Source organism: Kitasatospora sp. NPDC032150 (assembly GCF_055579945.1).
On record NZ_JBVIMH010000058.1, the window covers coordinates 3,119 to 18,874 of the forward strand.

Sequence of the window (15,756 nt, forward strand, 5' to 3'; positions counted from 1 at the left end):
AAAAAACCCAAACCCCCCCCCCCCCCCCCCCCCCCCCCCCACCACCCCACCCCCCCCCCCCCCCCCCCCCCCCCCCCCCCCCCCCCCCTCTCCCCCCCCCCCCCCCCCCCCCCCCGCCCCTCGCCGCATGCCCGCGGCACCGTCGAGACCGACCACTGCGCGCAAGGAGATTTATGATGGGAAACGGCAACAACGGCTTGTCCGAAGCAGGACTGCGCCGACTGCGCGAGGTACTGGAAGCGCATGTCGAGTCCAAGAAGATCCCCGGACTCGTCGCCCTGGTCGGCCGAGGCGAGGAGACCCATGTCGAAGCGATCGGGACGATGCGCCATGACGGCGGCGCGCCGATGCGCCGGGACACCATCTTCAGGATGGCCTCGACGACCAAGCCGGTCGCGGTCGCCGCGACCATGGTCCTGCTGGACGAGTGCCGACTACGACTCGACGACCCGATAGACCAGTGGCTGCCGGAACTGGCCGACCGGCGGGTACTCAAGGGGCCCGACAGCCCACTGGACGACACTGTGCCGGCGCGGCGTCCGATCACCGTGCGGGACCTGCTCACCTCCACCTGCGGGCTCGGGCTGGACATGACGGCGATGGGCTCTCCGATGATGAGCGCGTACTTCGAGCAGAGGGTCTACGGCGAGAACGGATGGATGCTGCCGGCGGTGGAGCCGGATGAGTGGATGCGCCGCCTGGGCACGCTCCCGCTGATGTACCAGCCCGGAGAGCGGTGGCTATACAACGTCAGCGACGACGTGCTCGGGGTGCTGGTGGCCAGGGTCACCGGCCAGTCGTTCGAGGCGTTCCTGCGCGAGCGCATCTTCGATCCGCTGGGGATGAAGGACACCGGTTTCCACGTGCCCGCCGACAAGATCGACCGGCTGCCGCCCCTGTACGCCCCCGATCCGCAGACCGGAGAGTTCCATGTGGAGGACCCGGCCGAAGGAGGACACCACAGCAAGCCTCCGGCGTTCCCGTCCGCCGGCGGCGGACTCGACTCGACAGTCGACGACTACCACGCCTACTTCCGGATGCTGCTCAACCACGGGAAGCACGGCACCGAGCGGATCCTGTCCCGGTCCGCCGTCGAGCTGATGACCACCAACCGCCTCACGCCCGAGCAGACAGCCGCCCTACAGGCCTGGGCGCGCAGCGTCGTCCACCTGTCACACGGTCAGGGCCAGACCGGCGGCTGGGGCTTCGGGATGACGGTGCGCACCTACCGAGGCGACTACGCACCCATCGGCCAGTTCGGTTGGGACGGCGGAGCCGGCACCACCACATACGCCGACCCGGACAACCAGCTCGTCGGCATCCTGCTCACCCAGACCGGGATGTCCACCCCGGACTCGGCGCGGGCCATGCAGGACTTCTGGACCACGCTCTACCAGGCGATCGACGACTGACCTGCCAAGAAAGTCGCTGACGCCACCTTTGAGGGGGCTCGGCGCCGCTGAGCGCTGGGCCCCCTCGTAACAGCGATGGGAGCCGGTCTTGGGGATCACTCTCGGCTGAGTCACCCTTGCACCGTGACGGTGGCGACGGCGATGCGGTCGAAGGTCGGCAGGCCGAGGAATGCGCTGCGTTCCTGCCGGGCGTCGATCTGAGCGATCTTCGTCTCGGCCGCATCCAGGCTGACGGACAGACCCTGGATCTCTCCGAGCCAGCCCTCCCTTTCGGCCTCGGCGATCCGGTCGCGCAGGTTCTCGCTGATCTCGACCAGTCGTGGCCGTTCCTCGGGGCTGACGATCAGCACGGGGCAGCGCACGCAGGCTTATCTGAACTAGCCGAGAACGGCCTGGCGGGGTCTGCTCGCAGTCGAGTTGCTCAAAGTAGTCAGCAACAATCACGGAGCCGGGAAGCATTCGGGCGTGTCGCGTTGCCAACTCCGGCTGGCCTGGTCGCTCTTCAACGCGTGTCCGGGACGGGGGAGAATGCAGCACATGGATGACGCGTTCACACTCCTTCGCCAGGCCGTCGATCTGCTGCCGGAGGAGGCAGCGGCAGAGAACGGGCAGACGGTCGGGGATGCGCGCGAGGACATCGGGCGCCAGGAGTGGGAGATGGTGCTCGGCGTTCTCATCGAGATCGGGGATCTCCACCCCGTGTCCGTCGACTTCTGGGACCTCCTTGCCGAGGCTGCTCGGCAGATGATGCTCGACCGTAGCCGTCGTTGGTGCGAGTGGCGGGGCTGGGAGGTCAGGCACGGAACCCTCCGGGCGACCCTGAGCCTGGTGGGTGCCGAGGAGGGCCGACGCCGGACTGCCTTCGCCGCAGACGGACGGCTCAGGCCGATGTGGGACATCGGCAACCGCACCGCCGGCGGGGAGCGAGAGCTGAACATCGCCAGGTTGTGGGTGGAGCATGCGCAAGAGCTCGGCCCGGGAGAGACTGCCGACGTTCGGCTGGCTCCCCTGAGCCCCGAGCAGTGGAGGCACTTGAAGTGCGGCGATGTGATCACCATGCACGAAGCCAGACCTGTTGCCGGAACGGCTACCGTGATCGAGGTCCTGCCGCCGCGCGCCTGAGCCCCCCACGTCGCCCCAGATGACCCGCCATCGGCAGCCAGCCAGCCAGCCAGCCAGCCAGCCAGCCGCCGCCAGGCTCAGGGCCAACCGAAATCAGTCGGCCTCCAGGGTGTCTGCCCGCTTCGTCAGGTCCGCTGCGATGTCATCCCAGTCTGGTCCGTGCAACCACAAGTTCTCGGCAGCCTCGCGCATCAGCGCTGGCTCATCAGGTCGCTGCAGTGGCACCAACCGATAGGAGAGGTTGCGCACCCAGACCGGGAGACGGCCATCGACCACGTGCGGGCTGAGCTCACGGAGCATGGCGAGGATCGAATCCGCGTCAGCGAATGTCAGTTCCTCGACGAAGTAGTGCTCCCGGTGGTCGAGGTCGCACTCGGGCGTCGGTCGATACTCGTCTCCGTAGAGACACCGGGCGTGCTCCGTCAGGGTGCTGTGCATGCTGTGGAGCCTATGACGCTTTGACCTGCCGGAACGAACCTAGTCGTCGCCGAGGGCGAGCAGGATCACGAAGAACTCGGCAGTGGTTCCGGCAACGACGACGTCGATGCCGTGCCGGGTGACGGGCGTCCACGCTCGACCGTTGCCTATGCCCTCTGTGTTCGTGACCCAGTTCGTACCCCGCCCGAGCAGTTTCGCCACCCTCGTGGCTGCCCGCCTGGCGTGATCGGGATCCCGGAGAGGGTGGCGCGAGTAGACGAGATCGAAGGCCGACAGGTTGGTCATCCGCTCGATTGCTCCGGCCTCATCGACGGGCTCAAGCGCTGACTCGATCTCGCGGGCCGACGCGGGGCCGACCGCTCCCGCGACGGCCTGATGCGCCCAGTCGCCCTGTGTTCAAGACGCTGTTCTCCACGATGGAGCAGGCCCGAATGGTGATCCTGCGGTGGCTCACGTACTACAACGCAAGGCGACGCCACAGCGCACTGGCCTACCTTTCCCCGAGGGAGTTCGAACAGCAGCAACACACGACGGCTAAACTCTCACTCGCGGCGTAACCCCTTTGTCCACAATCCGGGGGTCACCTCACCGTCCTTGAGCTCCACGGTGGTGAACTCCAGGCTGGTGGTGCCGATGTTCTCCAGGTCGTGCAGGAGGTAGCGGCCGGGGCCGAAGGTGTAGTGGCGGGTTTCGCCCGGGGTGTAGTCCACGATGCGAGTGGTGCCGTCGCAGGTGTGCTGAAGGCTGCGGCCCGCGGTGTGGGCTGTCCAGAAGTAGTCGAGGACGTGGCGGTGTGTGGTCACCCGCTCGCCGGGGGGCGAGGTGGATGCTCCACCCCGTTCGGTTTCGCTGAGCAGCCGTCGGCCGACCTGGCCGTTGTACGCGTTACGCTCGAACTCTTCGCGCAGTGCGGGCGTCCAGTCCTGGAAGCTGTCGGCGATCAGGGTGCCGGCGAGGGGGAGGTCGGACAGGTCGTCAGTGCGCATCGGGGAGTGGTTGCCTTCCGGGTGAGGAGGAACGGGCCATCCGGTGGGAGAGGACCGCCGGTATCACGGCCGCGAGGACGGCGACGGCGGCTGCCAGTGGTGTGGCGCGCAGGCGGCCCGCGTCCACCATGGCTCCGCCGAGGGCGGAGCCGGCGGCGATGCCGATGTTGAACGCGGCGATGTTGAGGGTGGCCGCCAGGGTGCTGGTCGGGCCGGCGATGGCGACGACCCGGGCCTGGAGTGTGGGGACCAGGGCGAAGGCGCTGACGCCCCAGCAGGTCAGCAGCGCGACGATCAGGGCCTGGCTGTGACCGGTTACTCGCACCAGGGCCAGGACGGTGGCGAGCAGGACCAGGGTGAGGGGCAGCGCGGCGCCGGGGTGGCGGTCGCCGGCCCTGCCGCCGAGCACGCTGCCGACGGCGGAGGCCGCGCCGAACAGCAGCAGGAGGAGGGTGACCGTGCTCTGTCCGAATCCGTTCACCGTCTCCAGGTAGGGGGTGATGAAGGTGTAGGGCACGAAGATCGCTCCCCAGCCGAGGACGGTGGTGGCCAGCGCGAGCGCGAGGGCGGCCGGGGCTGGGCGTGGCGTGGCGGCGGGCCGGGCGGCCGCGGGGGCGGGTTGGTGCCTGGGCAGCAGCCGGTGCAGGGCGAGGGCGGCGACGGCCGAGAGGAGGGCGACCGCGGCGAACGGGGCTCGCCAGGACAGGTGTTGGCCAAGCAGGGTGCCGCCGGGGACGCCGATCACGGTGGCCACGCTGAGGCCGGTGAACATCAGGGCGATCGCCCGGCCGCGTCGGTCCTGCGGCACGGTGGCCGCCGCGACCACGGAGCCGGTGCCGAAGAAGGCCCCGTGTGCGGAGGCGGTCACCAGCCGGGCGGTGAGCAGCACCGTGAAGTCCGGGGCCGCCGCCATCAGCAGGTGGCCGGCGCTGAAGAGTGTCATCAGGCCGATCAGGGTGGTGCGTGGCGGCAGCCGCCGGGCCGCGAGGGCGAGCAGTGGCCCGCCGATCGCGACGCCGGCGGCGTAGCCGGTCACCAGGTAGCCTGCCGTCGGCACCGGGACCGAGAGCGTGTGGGCCAGCGTGGGGAGCAGGCCGACGACGACGAACTCGGTGGTTCCGATGGCGAAGGCTGCCAGAGCGAGGGCGTACAGGAGGAGCGGCATCAGCCGTTGACGCCCAGCTGGGCCATGAGGGTCTGGGTGTCCTCGATGTGCCAGTCCTCGACGATCTTGTCGGTGCCGACGTGCTGGATGTCGATGGCGTTGAAGTCGACGTTCTGGCCCTTGCCCTGGACGCCGTTGAAGGTGCCGGTGAAGTGGCCGCGGAAGACCAGCCGAGCGGTGATCTTGTCGCCGCTGACCAGCAGGTCGGAGAGCTCGCAGGTCAGGTCCGGCACGGCAGTGCGGAAGTTCTTCGAGGCGAAGATCGGTCCGGTGGGGCCCTGCGGGCGGCCGGCGGGAAGGGTGTTGTCCTTGAACTGCGGGCTGACGGCGGCGTCCAGGTACTTCTGCTGTCCGGTGTTCCAGAAGGTGTACAGCTGCTGGGCCAGGTGGACCTCCTGGGCCGCGCGCTTCTCGCCGATCGAGTGGTCGACGGTGATCGCCTGGGGCTGGACCAGGTCGGGCGAGCGGTCGATCAGGCGCTGCGGCCAGGCGTGCGAGGCCTGGTGGTGGCCGTTGTCGTGGGCGTAGGCGGCGGCAGCGGTGCCACCGGCCAGGCAGGCCGCGGCAGCGGCGAGGGCGGCGGTGCGGACGAGGGTGCGCGAACGCATGGGTGTTTCTCCTTGAATCGGCCGGTCACGCACCGGTTTCGGGCGTGCCGGGGGTGGCCGGCCGGTCCCTTCGACCGGCCGGCGGACGTGACGACGTGACGTCAGATCTGGCGCAATGCGCCGCCGTCGACGGCCCATTCGGCGCCGGTGACCTGGCCGGCGAGTGGGGAGAGCAGGTAGGCGATGACCCGGGCGACGTCGTCCGGCTCGCCGAGCCGGGCGCTGGGCAGTCGCCGTACCTCGCGCACGAAGTGGTCGATCGCCGCTTCCGGTGTGAGGCCGAACTGTTCACCGAGTTGCTCCGCGAAACCGCCGGGGGCGTCCCACAGCCTGGTGCGGGTCGGGCCGGGGGCGACCACGTTGGAGCGCACCCCGCGCGGGCCGAACTCCACCGCGAGGGTCTTGTTCAGCGACAGCAGGGCCGTCTTGGCGGCGGCGTAGTCCACCAAGGGCACGTCGGGCAGCCGGGCGGCCTCGCTGGTCACGTGCACCAGCGAGCCGCCGTGCTCCAACAGGGCGGGCAGCGCGGCCTGGGTCATCCGGACGACCGAGTGGAAGTTGAGGTCGAACGCCGTCTGCCACTGCTCGTCGGTCACCGTCAGGAAGCCGGTGCGCGAGGTCAGGCCGCCGACGTTGTTGACCAGGCCGTCCAGGCGTCCGTGCCGGGCCAGGACGTCGGCCACGACCCGTTCGGGCGCCCGCGGATCGGTCACGTCGGCCGCCACCGCGCTCACCCGCGCTCCGAGCGCCTCGATGCCCTCGGTGTGGCGGGCCGTGCCGACCACGGTGGCCCCCTCCGCGGCGAGGGTGCGGACCGTGGCCGCGCCGATGCCGGCGGAGGCTCCGGTGACCAGGAAGACCTTGCCGTCGAGTCGGAGATCCATCAGCTGCTCCTTACGTATCGGTCGAGTCGGACGGGTTTGCGGGTGCCGGTCAGGTGAGGCGGCCGCCGCCGTCGACGTGCAGCACGGTGCCGGTGACGTAGGGGTTGTCGATGGCGTAGAACACGGCCTTGATCAGGTCCTCCGGGCTGCCCACCCGGCGGGCCGGGTTGCGCTCGGCCACCCCCCGCAGGAACGCCTCCTTGTCCGCGCCCAGGCCGTCCCAGGAGCCGGTGTCGACGATGCCGGGAGACACCGCGTTCACCCGGACGGGGGCGATCTCCACCGCCAGCGCCTGCACCAGGAAGGCCAGCGCGCCGTTGGTGGTGGCCATCACCGTGCGCGCGGGCGCCGGCCGCCAGGCGGCCACACCGGAGAAGAAGGTGAACGAGCCGCCCTCCGACGCCTGCCCGGCCAGGTGCTTGGCCAGCATCAGCGGCCCGATCACCTTCGCCGCGAACGCCCGCTGCACGTCGGGCAGTTCAAGGCCCTTCAGCGGGCCGTTGGCCGGCATCGCGGCGGTGGAGACCAGGTGGTCGAACCCACCCACCAGGGCGGCGAAGTCGGCGATCGACCGCTCGTCGGCCAGGTCCAGCGCGAGCACCTCGGACGGCCCGGACAGCTCACCGGCCGTCCACTCCAGCTTGCGCGGGTCCGGACCGGCCAGCACGAGCGCCGCACCGGTCGCCGAGGCGGCCTTGGCGAGCGCGCGCCCGGTGCGCGAGCCCGCGCCCACCACGACGAGTCGCTGCCCCTTCAGAGGCGTGCCATCGAACATGAGGAGAACTCCTTCGAGTCATCGGGGATCGGCCGCCCGCTGCTCCCCCGCGGCGGCCACACCACGACCCTCTCTCGACCACCAGCGATGAGTCCAAGGCTTGTTCTCTACCGCAGCGATAAAATCTGCTCATGGCAATCCCGACACTCCGGCAGCTCGAATACCTGGTCACCGTGGTCGACACCGGCTCCTTCACCCGCGCCGCCGAGCAGCTGCACGTCACCCAGCCCGCGCTCTCCCACCAGATGCGGGCCCTGGAGAGCACGGTCGGCGGCCCGCTGCTCGAACGCCTGCCGCGATCGGTGCGGCTCACCCCGATGGGCCGGGCGGTCCTGCCGCACGCCCGCGCCGCGCTCGCCGAGGCCGAACGCCTGCACACGGTGGCGCGGCGCACGGCCGGCCTCGAGGAGGGCGAGCTGGAGGTCGCCGCCATCTACTCGGTCAGCCTCGGCATCCTGCCGCCCGTCCTACGAGCCTGGCGCCGCCGCCACCCCGGCGTACGGATCCGGCTGCGCGAGTACCCGCACGCCGACCGGCTCCAGGCCGCCATGACCGCCGGCCGCGCCGACCTCGCCATCGGCCCAGCGCCCACCGCCTGGGAAGGACCGATCCGCGAACTCGGCACCGAGGAGTTCGCGATCGTCCTGCCCTCCGACGACCCGCTGGCCGAACGCCCCACCGGCGCGGTCGCCCTCACCGAACTCGCCGACCGCGCCTGGGTCCACTACGCCCCCGACAACGGCCTCGCCGACCTGCTCGACCACGTCTGCGCCCAGGCGGGCTTCCAACCGCAGGCGGCGATCCGCGCCGAACAGACCTCCGCCGCACCCCTGTTCGCCGCCGCCGGACTCGGCCCGGCCCTGGTGCCCGCCAACATCGTCCCGTCCCACTTCGACGGCGTCCTGCTCCGCCCCGACCCCCCGATCCGGCGCACCCTCACCGCCTACACCCGCACCCGCCCCGACCCCCTCACCGTCGCCTTCGCCGACCTCCTCGCCGACCAGGCCCGCGTCAACCCGGCCGGATTCCCGACGGCCGCCACGCCCCTCGCCCGGACGGACGCCCCCCGCACGCGGACAGAACCTCCAATACGGCAACCGGATCCAGAAGTTGTGGCCTCGGCGTTTGCAGTGGGAGCGACGGGCCCGGGCTTGGCTGCGTCGTCGGAAGCGTGACCAGCGCAGATGGTGCTCGTTGGTGTGGTGGCGGGGCTTGATGAGGTGGCCCATCAGCTGGCGGATCTCGGGAACGCTCAGGGGTATGAGCTCGCCCTCGTGGTCCGTGGCGCCCCCCTTCGTGGCTTCTTGGGCGCGGACGGCGGTCAGGTAGGCCAGGGCGGCCATGGCCAGGGTGATGTGCCGGTACCAGGCCCGGTAGAGCCTGACTGGTAGTGGTCCAGGCCGCACTCGTTCTTCGCGACCTGGAACTATTCCTCTATCGCCCACCTGGCGGCCGCTACCTTCACCAGGTCTTTGAGGCGGGTTCCGAGGGGGCCGTAGCAGACGTAGTAGGCGATCTCACTGGGGTCGCTGACGGAGCGGCGGGCCAGGACCCAGTGTCCGAAGCCGTTCTCCCACACCGGTCGGGTCGCGACACGGACCCAGTCGTGGATCCGCTCGCCGTGCGCGCCCTGGCCACCGGACAGGCGCTTCCACGCCTGCCGGGGGCAGCGCGGCGATCAGGGCGTCCACCCGGATGTCGGCCCAGCGCGTAGTGGTCACCGTGTCGTTGACCTTGGTGGCCAGCACGTGGGCGACGCGGCGTTCCTCCAGCCAGAGCCGCAGGTGCTTGACCTGCCCGTACGCCTCGTCCGCGGTGACCCACGCGAACGGTATTTCGGCGTCGATCGCGCGTTGCAGCATCCACTTCAGGTGCTCGTTCTTGGTCGCGAACGGCACCTCGTCCGGGATGCCGGAGGCCTGGCAGCGCTCGCGGTCGCCGGTCCAGGACTTGGGCAGGTACAGCTCGCGGTCGATCAGCGCGCGGCCCTTGGACGAGGCGTAGGCCAGGAACGTGCCGATCTGGCAATTACCCTCGACGCCGGACAGCAGGGCGAGCACGAAGGCACGGGCCGTCGCCCGCGGCTCCACCAGCTTGAACCGGCCCGCGATCCGGGTCATGGCCTGGTCGAACATCGCCCGCCAACGGGCGGCGTCTGTGCTGTGACCCGCGGCCACCGCATGATCGTCATGAATCCACACAACCCTTGATGATCACGCGGTGGCCGTTGCCGTTCCCACCCGGCTTCAGCGCGAGACCACGAAGTGACACTGGAGTACCAAATGAGGCAAGGACACGGAGCTTCGCCCGTACGGGCGGTCAGCGCGGCCCCAGTTGACTGGTGATGGCCGGATCGGTGATCGCCGTGTCATGGGCCAGCAGGACCGCCTTGCTGAGGATGACCGCGAGCATCCGGTCGCCCTCGAACGGCAGGTACGGCCCATCCGGCGACCCGGCCGGCCCGTCCGAGGCCGGCACGATGCACAGGTAGCGGTCGTCGGGCGCCATCAGAACGTTGCCCGAACCCAGGTGAACGCGGTATGTCCGCAGTTCGCCGCGGACCTCCACGAAGCGGCCGTCCACCCTGCACCGCTCCCCCACCGCCAGCCGGGGCAGCAGCCGGGCCAGCAGCTCGCCGCGCTCACGGGCGCTCTGCGACAACTCGCCAAAGCCGTACGACTGCCAGTAGTCCCGGTAGCGCCCGTCCGGCCCGCCGTCCGACCAGTTAGGGTCGTTGCCGACGCTGCACACGCCCACGAACAGGTCGACGTCGCGCAGCACTTCGCTCAGCACCAGCGGCGGCACCTCCGTGAGCGGCACCGGCTCGGGTATCTCCACACCCGGCCGCATCACCGGGCCGAACTGGCCGCTGCCCGCGTGGGTGAGGTTCTCCGGGGCATCGATCGGATAGAACCGCACCTGGTCGGTGCCCAGGTGGGAGAAGGTCCCGCCCCGGTCCGCGTCCATGCCGTTCACCCAGAACTCGGCGCGCAGCCCCCACTCGGGCAGCAGGCGCTTCGGGGCGGGAAAGGAGTTGTCCACCGCGAACTGCAGGTGGCTGTGCCAGCCCCGCACGCCCGCCAGCGCGTGGAACCGGTGCTGGTGCAGGACGTGCGCGGCGAAGCGGTTGGAGTACACCCGGGTGTGCTCCTCCGCGGCGGTGAGCAGGTAGACCTCGCGGTGCGCCTGCTTGAACGGCTGGACGACCTGGTGGCATTCCAGCAGGGCGCGCCAGGCGAGCACCTCCTCTGTCGGGCGGCCGACCGGGTGCCACGGTTCGACCAGGGCATCGGTGGTGGGCGCGGGCTCGTCGCCGGTCAGGGTGCGCAGGGCGCTGTCCAGCCAGGCGCAGGCCGTGCCGTCGACGGTCCAGATCAGTCGGCGGGCCAGGGTGCCGACAAGCGGGTGGTCCAGGAGCCGTTCCCGCCAGGCGCCGTAGCGCCAGCTGCGCCGGGTCAGGAACTGCCGGTCCAGCCGCTCGGACTGGGCGGTCAGCATCTTCTCCAGGTCCTTGACCACGGCCTTGAACTTCTTGAACCCGTCGGCGTGTTCCCGGCGCACCGAGGCGGGCGGGGTCTTCACCGGACGGCCGGCCTCGTTGTACCAGGTCTGCCGGACCCTGGTGCCCTCCACCAGCAGCTCCACCCGGGCGTCTCCGAACCGCTCGACGTGTCGGCCCGGCTCGGTCATTCCGTAGCTGGGGACGGCGAGTTCCTCGATGTCGGCCCGGCCGAGGCCGAGCGCCGCGGCCCGGTCCAGGAGCGCCTTTTCCAGTTCCTTGACGGTGCCCTTGTACGTCACCCGGGTGGTGAGGACGGCCAGTTGGGCGAGCCCGTCCTCGCCGTCCAGACGGGCGAGGCCGTGCACGGCGGCGTTGGCGACCTTGGGCGCTTGGGGGCCGATGCCGGGCACCTTGCGCAGCGCGGACTCGACCAGCCGGCCCAGCACTCGGGCGCTGTCGGGGTGGGCCGGGGTCAGGGGCAGCAGCAGGGCTATTCCGCGCAGCGCGTCCAGGTTGTACGGGTCGAGCTGGTTGCTGTACGCACCGTTCGGGTCCGCGACCAGTTCGAGGGTGCGCGGGCGGCCGACCAGCGAGAGCCATTCGGTGATCCGCTCGCGGGCCCGGTCCGGGCCGACCAGGTCGATCAGCGCCCGTCCGGTCCGCTCCCAACGGGCGGTCGGCTTAGCCGACTTGACTCCCAAGGCGTGCTTGAGCAGGGCCGCCCACCGGCCGCCTTCTCCCACGGAGGCATCGAGCTCGGCATCGAGCTCCGCGACATCGTCGAGCACCCGGTCGGACCAGGCCTCGCCCGGGCTGAGCGGCGGTTCGGTCAGCGCGGCTGCGAGGTCGACGACGGGGCTGTGGTGGGGCCGGACGTACAGGGCGCTGCGGCGGACGGCGGCGACCACCGCGGCGTCGACCGGTCGGCCCGCGGCGAGCTCGTCACCGACCAGCGCCTCGTCCGCGTGGAAGTCGCCGAAATGCCACTGGCGGCCGATCAGGTGCAGCCGGTCCTCGCGGAGCTCACGGGCCGGCCCCGGCGGAAAGCCTCGGGAGACCGTCGCGGCCAGCCGGATCAGCGCGGTGCGTTCCCGCTGCATCCGCTCGATCTCCACGGGCCGCCAGAGCATCTGCATCCATCGCACCAAGCTCGCCACCAGCGCGGCCCGGGTGTTTCCGTGCAGCTCCAGCACCCGCTCACGGGCGGGCTGCACCCGCTCGGCGGACCAGTCGCCCCCGATGGCGGCGTCGACCTCCGACAGCGCCCTGACGATGCCGTCCACGTGCCCGGTGTCGAACGCGTCGTACAGCCGGGCGACTGCGGAGTCGAAGGGATCGGTCGTCGTCATCAGCCACCCACCAGCGGAACGAGTTTCAGGAAGCACACCTCGGTGTCGGTGCGCAGGTCCAGCACGGCGTCCAGATCCTCGACCTGGCGGTTGCCGACCAGCACCAGGAAGCCGTTGCGGCCGAACGCCTCGACGGCGCTCAGGAACTGCCGCTCGGGGTCGATCGTGCGGTCCGCCTCCAGCTGCCGGTACCCGTTCAGGGTCCGCTCGGCCGGGGTCGGCTGCACCAGGCCGTGGAACACCTCAGGGCCGCGGGCGTTGTACTCCGCCACCTCCTCGTGCACCCGGAGGCGGATCAGCTCGCGCAGCGTCAACCGCTCCTCCGCCACGGCGAGCCGCCACGCGTCCCGCCGCACCCCCGATGTCGTCTCATCGACGAAGATCACTGTCGCCATGCCTCAGACCATAGCCACCGGCAGCGACAGCCCCGCCCCCCCCAGGACGGATCCGGGGCCGTGCGCACGGGTTCCCCGCCCGGGGCAGGTGCGGCGACCGAGGTGGACTCCGCTTCCACAGTGCCGCACAAGTACGACAATAGGGCCTCCTGGACAGCTTGTTGGGGCCGACACCCTTCGAACTACCAAGAGGCTCTGCTCTCATGCGCGGCACCCGCCACAGTCACCCGATCGAGACAGCCACCAGGGAGCCTTCACTCGCCATCGACGCCCCGGATCCAATCCTGTCCGGCCCCCGATACCGGTCCGGACACGGCCGCGCCAAGACGGGTCGCCAGGGTGGCGATCGCTTCCCGAAGCTCCGTCCCGCCAACGACATGGAAGGCATAAGGGACCGCCGCCAGCCACTCCTGCGCGTACATCGCCGGGTTGCGGGTGCTGCCGACGAGCACGCAGCGCTCTCCCGCCGCCCCCACCGGTTCGAGCTGTCCCATCGGCGGCCCGACCCACGGGGCGACCCGCTCCATTGGCGCGTCGAAGAGCACGCGCGTGGGATAGGCCCATCCGGTGCCCAGGTTCTCCTCCAGTAGCGCGATCGGGTCGTGGTCCTCCGGCATCCGGAACCCGACCGCGGTTTCCTCGGCTGCCAGTACGCGGTCGACCCGGTAGGTGCGCACGGCGTCCGCGCGATGGGAATGGCAGAGCAGGTACCAGCGCGCCCGGCGTACGACGACCGCCCACGGGTCCACCTCCGCCTGCCACTGGTTGCCGGCCTCGCTCCGGTAGGTGATCACCACGCGCCGCCGGGACGCGATCGCGTCTACCAGGGTGCTCGTGACGGCGGGATCGGCGTAGGTCGCACTCGGATCGGGCGCGGCAGCGGCATGCTCGCGCAGCGCGGCCGCCTGACGCCCGATCTTCTCGGGCAGCGCCTGGATGACCTTGCCCAGGGCGGAGCCGACGAGGTCCCCGGGATCGGTGGCGGCGGGCCTGCCGTCGAGCACCGCCATGACCAGGCCGAGTGCTTCGTTCTGGGTGAAGCTCACTGGTGGCATCCGGGTCCCTCGCCGCAACCGGTATCCCCCGTGCGGGCCGCGCACGGAGTCCACGGGGATGCCGGCCTCCCGGAGGATCGCGACGTAGCGACGTGCGGCGCGATCGGTCACCCCGAGTTTCTCCGCGAGTTGCTCGGCTGTCGTGCCGGGCCGGGTCTGCAGGATCTCCAGGGTGCGCAGTGCGCGGGCGGTGGGGCTCGTTGCGGTCTGCACGTCGGAGAGCGTAGGCGGCTGGCGGACAATCAGGAAGTCGATCGTCCTGAACTGCTCCTAGCCTGGGAACACACCTGGTCGGCCAGGCAGCGGAAGGCTGCGCGGCGCATTCGGCCGTCTCTGCTTCGACCTTGACTTGGAAGTGGGTCTCACTGTGGACATTCTGCTCATCGGCGGCCTGTGGCTGGACGGCACCGCCTGGGATGCGGTGGTGCCGGCCCTTGAGGCGCTCGGGCACCGCCCGCAGCCTGTGACCCTTCCGGGCCAGGGCGACGGGCGCTCGTCTGCCACGCTCGACGAGCAGGTGGCGGCAGTCCTCGCCGCCGTTGATGAAGCGGTGGAGAAGCCGCTGCTCGTGGCGCACTCGGCCGCCTGCTCTCTGGGTTGGCTGGCTGTTGACGCGCGCCCGGAACGGGTGGCCAAGCTGGTGCTGATCGGCGGCTTTCCCAACAAGGACGGTCAGCCGTACGCCGACTTCTTCGACATGCGCGAGGGCGCCATGCCTTTCCCCGGCTGGGGCCCGTTCGAGGGAGCGGACAGCGCCGACCTCGACGAGGAACTCCGGCGGCGCATCGCAGCCGGTGCCGTCCCCGTCCCCGAGCAGGTGGCCAGGGGCGTGGTCCGGCTGACGGATCAGTGCCGCTACGAGGTTCCGGTCGTGGTGATCTGCCCGGAGTTCACCCCGGAGCAGGCCCGCGAATGGATCGCTGCCGGCGAGGTGCCGGAACTCGCCCGGGCCAAGGACGTTGAGTTCGTCGACATCGACTCCGGCCACTGGCCGATGTTCACCAAGCCGGCCGAACTCGCCCGTCTCCTCGACGTGGCAGCATCCCAGGACTGACCGGCAGGGACTCCGACCATGGCTCACACCGTCCGCCAGCTGAACACCTCGACCTGGGACGCGTTCGCCGAACTCGTCGAACGAAACAACGGCATCTTCGGCGGCTGCTGGTGCATCGGCTACCACCCCGAGTGCGGCCAGCCGGGAATCGACTACCGCGCCGTCAAAGAGCAGCGCGTCCGCACAGACCAGGCGCACGCCGCACTCGTTCTCGACGAGGACGGCACCGCCCAGGGCTGGTGCCAGTACGGCAGCCCCGAGGAACTACCCAACATCAAGCACCGCCGCGCGTACGACAAGGACGCGCCCCCACTCCCGGACTGGCGGATTGCCTGCATCTACGTCGACAGATGCCACCGCCGCCAGGGCATCGCCCACACAGCCCTGGCGGGCGCCCTCGACCAGATCGCCGAGGCTGGCGGCGGCCTGGTCGAGGCCATCACCGAAGTCACTCTCGGCCGCCAGGCCCAGGGCCAGTTCCTCTTCAGCGGGACGGTCGAACTGTTCGAAGACTACGGATTCACCCGTGTCCGCCAGGTCGGCAAGCACGCATGGATCGTGAGCAGGCACGTGGATCCAGCGTGAACGGCAGGTGACACCAGCACGCGATCAAGTTCGAGCTAACAAGAAGCCCCTGCCGCAGCCACGGCACCCGCCGCAATCACCCGATTGAGACTCCCGTTCGACCAGCACCCCTCAAGATCGGAAAGACAACAGCCACTAACGGGCCGTCAGGTCAGCCGCTCGGCGTCGAGACAGCCCCGCGAGGGGCGGCAAGGGGATCAGCCGGACGCGCTGCGGGTTCGTCGGTGGCCCGGCGCCTTGTTACCGATATTGATTTGAACCCATCACCCGTATGGCCGATAGCCTGAGGTATCCGGGTGCGAGCAACCAGCCGTGCCTGTGTCGTCGTTACGAAGAGAGCACTGTGGCCGCCGACAAGATCGACACGATTGTCAGCCTGAGCAAGCGCCGTGGCTTCGTCTACCCCTGCAGCGAGATCTACGGCGG

General features: G+C 70.3%; 17 protein-coding genes and 1 pseudogene. 6 read left to right on the forward strand and 12 right to left on the reverse strand.

Features of this window, described 5'->3' with window-relative positions; translation table 11 throughout:
• Positions 1–176: 176 nt before the first annotated feature.
• Positions 177–1,412 (forward strand): serine hydrolase domain-containing protein, encoded by a 1,236-nt coding sequence (locus tag ACZ5ON_RS34480; RefSeq protein WP_465601134.1) that lies wholly within the window; start codon positions 177–179, stop codon positions 1,410–1,412.
• A gap of 110 nt (positions 1,413–1,522) precedes the next feature.
• Here the strand turns inward: ACZ5ON_RS34480 and ACZ5ON_RS34485 are convergent, their stop codons facing one another.
• On the reverse strand, positions 1,523–1,774 hold the full coding sequence (locus ACZ5ON_RS34485; RefSeq protein WP_465601137.1) for a hypothetical protein: 252 nt from the start codon (positions 1,772–1,774) through the stop codon (positions 1,523–1,525).
• A gap of 175 nt (positions 1,775–1,949) precedes the next feature.
• On the opposite strand from ACZ5ON_RS34485, the gene ACZ5ON_RS34490 reads away from it, so the two are divergent.
• Positions 1,950–2,534 carry a hypothetical protein gene (locus ACZ5ON_RS34490; RefSeq protein WP_465601140.1) on the forward strand — a complete coding sequence of 195 codons (585 nt, stop codon included), beginning with the start codon at positions 1,950–1,952 and terminating at the stop codon, positions 2,532–2,534.
• 93 nt (positions 2,535–2,627) lie between these two features.
• Here ACZ5ON_RS34490 and ACZ5ON_RS34495 read toward each other — a convergent pair whose 3' ends face one another.
• Both ACZ5ON_RS34495 and ACZ5ON_RS34500 read right to left on the reverse strand, forming a co-directional pair.
• A complete protein-coding gene (locus ACZ5ON_RS34495; protein ID WP_465601143.1) occupies positions 2,628–2,972 on the reverse strand; it encodes a hypothetical protein in 345 nt (114 codons plus the stop codon).
• A 39-nt stretch (positions 2,973–3,011) separates the two neighbouring features.
• Positions 3,012–3,257 carry a hypothetical protein gene (locus ACZ5ON_RS34500; protein ID WP_465601145.1) on the reverse strand — a complete coding sequence of 82 codons (246 nt, stop codon included), beginning with the start codon at positions 3,255–3,257 and terminating at the stop codon, positions 3,012–3,014.
• A gap of 107 nt (positions 3,258–3,364) precedes the next feature.
• Between ACZ5ON_RS34500 and ACZ5ON_RS34505 the strand changes: the two genes are divergently transcribed.
• On the forward strand, positions 3,365–3,529 hold the full coding sequence (locus ACZ5ON_RS34505; protein WP_465601148.1) for an integrase core domain-containing protein: 165 nt from the start codon (positions 3,365–3,367) through the stop codon (positions 3,527–3,529).
• On the opposite strand, the gene ACZ5ON_RS34510 is transcribed toward ACZ5ON_RS34505, so the two are convergent.
• The 5 genes from ACZ5ON_RS34510 to ACZ5ON_RS34530 all read right to left on the reverse strand — a co-directional run bounded on the left by ACZ5ON_RS34510 (position 3,515) and on the right by ACZ5ON_RS34530 (position 7,390).
• The gene (locus ACZ5ON_RS34510; protein WP_465601149.1) at positions 3,515–3,958 is read right to left on the reverse strand and encodes a cupin domain-containing protein; all 444 of its coding nucleotides are present in this window, start codon (positions 3,956–3,958) and stop codon (positions 3,515–3,517) included. The genes ACZ5ON_RS34505 and ACZ5ON_RS34510 overlap by 15 nt on opposite strands.
• A complete protein-coding gene (locus ACZ5ON_RS34515; RefSeq protein ID WP_465601151.1) occupies positions 3,948–5,123 on the reverse strand; it encodes an MFS transporter in 1,176 nt (391 codons plus the stop codon). The genes ACZ5ON_RS34510 and ACZ5ON_RS34515 overlap by 11 nt, the downstream gene beginning before the upstream one ends.
• Positions 5,123–5,731, reverse strand: a complete 609-nt coding sequence (locus ACZ5ON_RS34520; protein ID WP_465601153.1) for an ester cyclase — start codon at positions 5,729–5,731, stop codon at positions 5,123–5,125. Before ACZ5ON_RS34520 ends, ACZ5ON_RS34515 begins: the two co-directional genes overlap by 1 nt.
• A gap of 101 nt (positions 5,732–5,832) precedes the next feature.
• On the reverse strand, positions 5,833–6,615 hold the full coding sequence (locus ACZ5ON_RS34525; protein WP_465601154.1) for an SDR family NAD(P)-dependent oxidoreductase: 783 nt from the start codon (positions 6,613–6,615) through the stop codon (positions 5,833–5,835).
• Positions 6,616–6,664: 49 nt separating this feature from the next.
• Positions 6,665–7,390, reverse strand: a complete 726-nt coding sequence (locus ACZ5ON_RS34530; protein WP_465601155.1) for an SDR family oxidoreductase — start codon at positions 7,388–7,390, stop codon at positions 6,665–6,667.
• Between the two features lie 131 nt (positions 7,391–7,521).
• Between ACZ5ON_RS34530 and ACZ5ON_RS34535 the strand changes: the two genes are divergently transcribed.
• The gene (locus ACZ5ON_RS34535) at positions 7,522–8,565 is read left to right on the forward strand and encodes a LysR family transcriptional regulator (protein ID WP_465601158.1); all 1,044 of its coding nucleotides are present in this window, start codon (positions 7,522–7,524) and stop codon (positions 8,563–8,565) included.
• Positions 8,566–8,628: 63 nt separating this feature from the next.
• On the opposite strand, the pseudogene ACZ5ON_RS34540 reads toward ACZ5ON_RS34535, so the two are convergent.
• From ACZ5ON_RS34540 to ACZ5ON_RS34555, 4 genes and pseudogenes are all read right to left on the reverse strand, one after another.
• A pseudogene (locus tag ACZ5ON_RS34540) lies at positions 8,629–9,525 on the reverse strand (IS701 family transposase); the annotation flags it as partial.
• 184 nt (positions 9,526–9,709) lie between these two features.
• Positions 9,710–12,241 (reverse strand): DUF4132 domain-containing protein, encoded by a 2,532-nt coding sequence (locus tag ACZ5ON_RS34545; protein ID WP_465601161.1) that lies wholly within the window; start codon positions 12,239–12,241, stop codon positions 9,710–9,712.
• Positions 12,241–12,636, reverse strand: a complete 396-nt coding sequence (locus ACZ5ON_RS34550) for a hypothetical protein (RefSeq protein ID WP_465601163.1) — start codon at positions 12,634–12,636, stop codon at positions 12,241–12,243. The genes ACZ5ON_RS34545 and ACZ5ON_RS34550 overlap by 1 nt, the downstream gene beginning before the upstream one ends.
• 254 nt (positions 12,637–12,890) lie before the next feature.
• Positions 12,891–13,904 carry a helix-turn-helix transcriptional regulator gene (locus ACZ5ON_RS34555; RefSeq protein ID WP_465601166.1) on the reverse strand — a complete coding sequence of 338 codons (1,014 nt, stop codon included), beginning with the start codon at positions 13,902–13,904 and terminating at the stop codon, positions 12,891–12,893.
• Positions 13,905–14,058: 154 nt separating this feature from the next.
• On the opposite strand from ACZ5ON_RS34555, the gene ACZ5ON_RS34560 reads away from it, so the two are divergent.
• Both ACZ5ON_RS34560 and ACZ5ON_RS34565 read left to right on the forward strand, forming a co-directional pair.
• The gene (locus ACZ5ON_RS34560) at positions 14,059–14,745 is read left to right on the forward strand and encodes an alpha/beta fold hydrolase (protein WP_465601168.1); all 687 of its coding nucleotides are present in this window, start codon (positions 14,059–14,061) and stop codon (positions 14,743–14,745) included.
• Positions 14,746–14,763: 18 nt separating this feature from the next.
• A complete protein-coding gene (locus ACZ5ON_RS34565) occupies positions 14,764–15,330 on the forward strand; it encodes a GNAT family N-acetyltransferase (RefSeq protein WP_465601170.1) in 567 nt (188 codons plus the stop codon).
• The last annotated feature ends 426 nt before the right edge of the window (positions 15,331–15,756 follow it).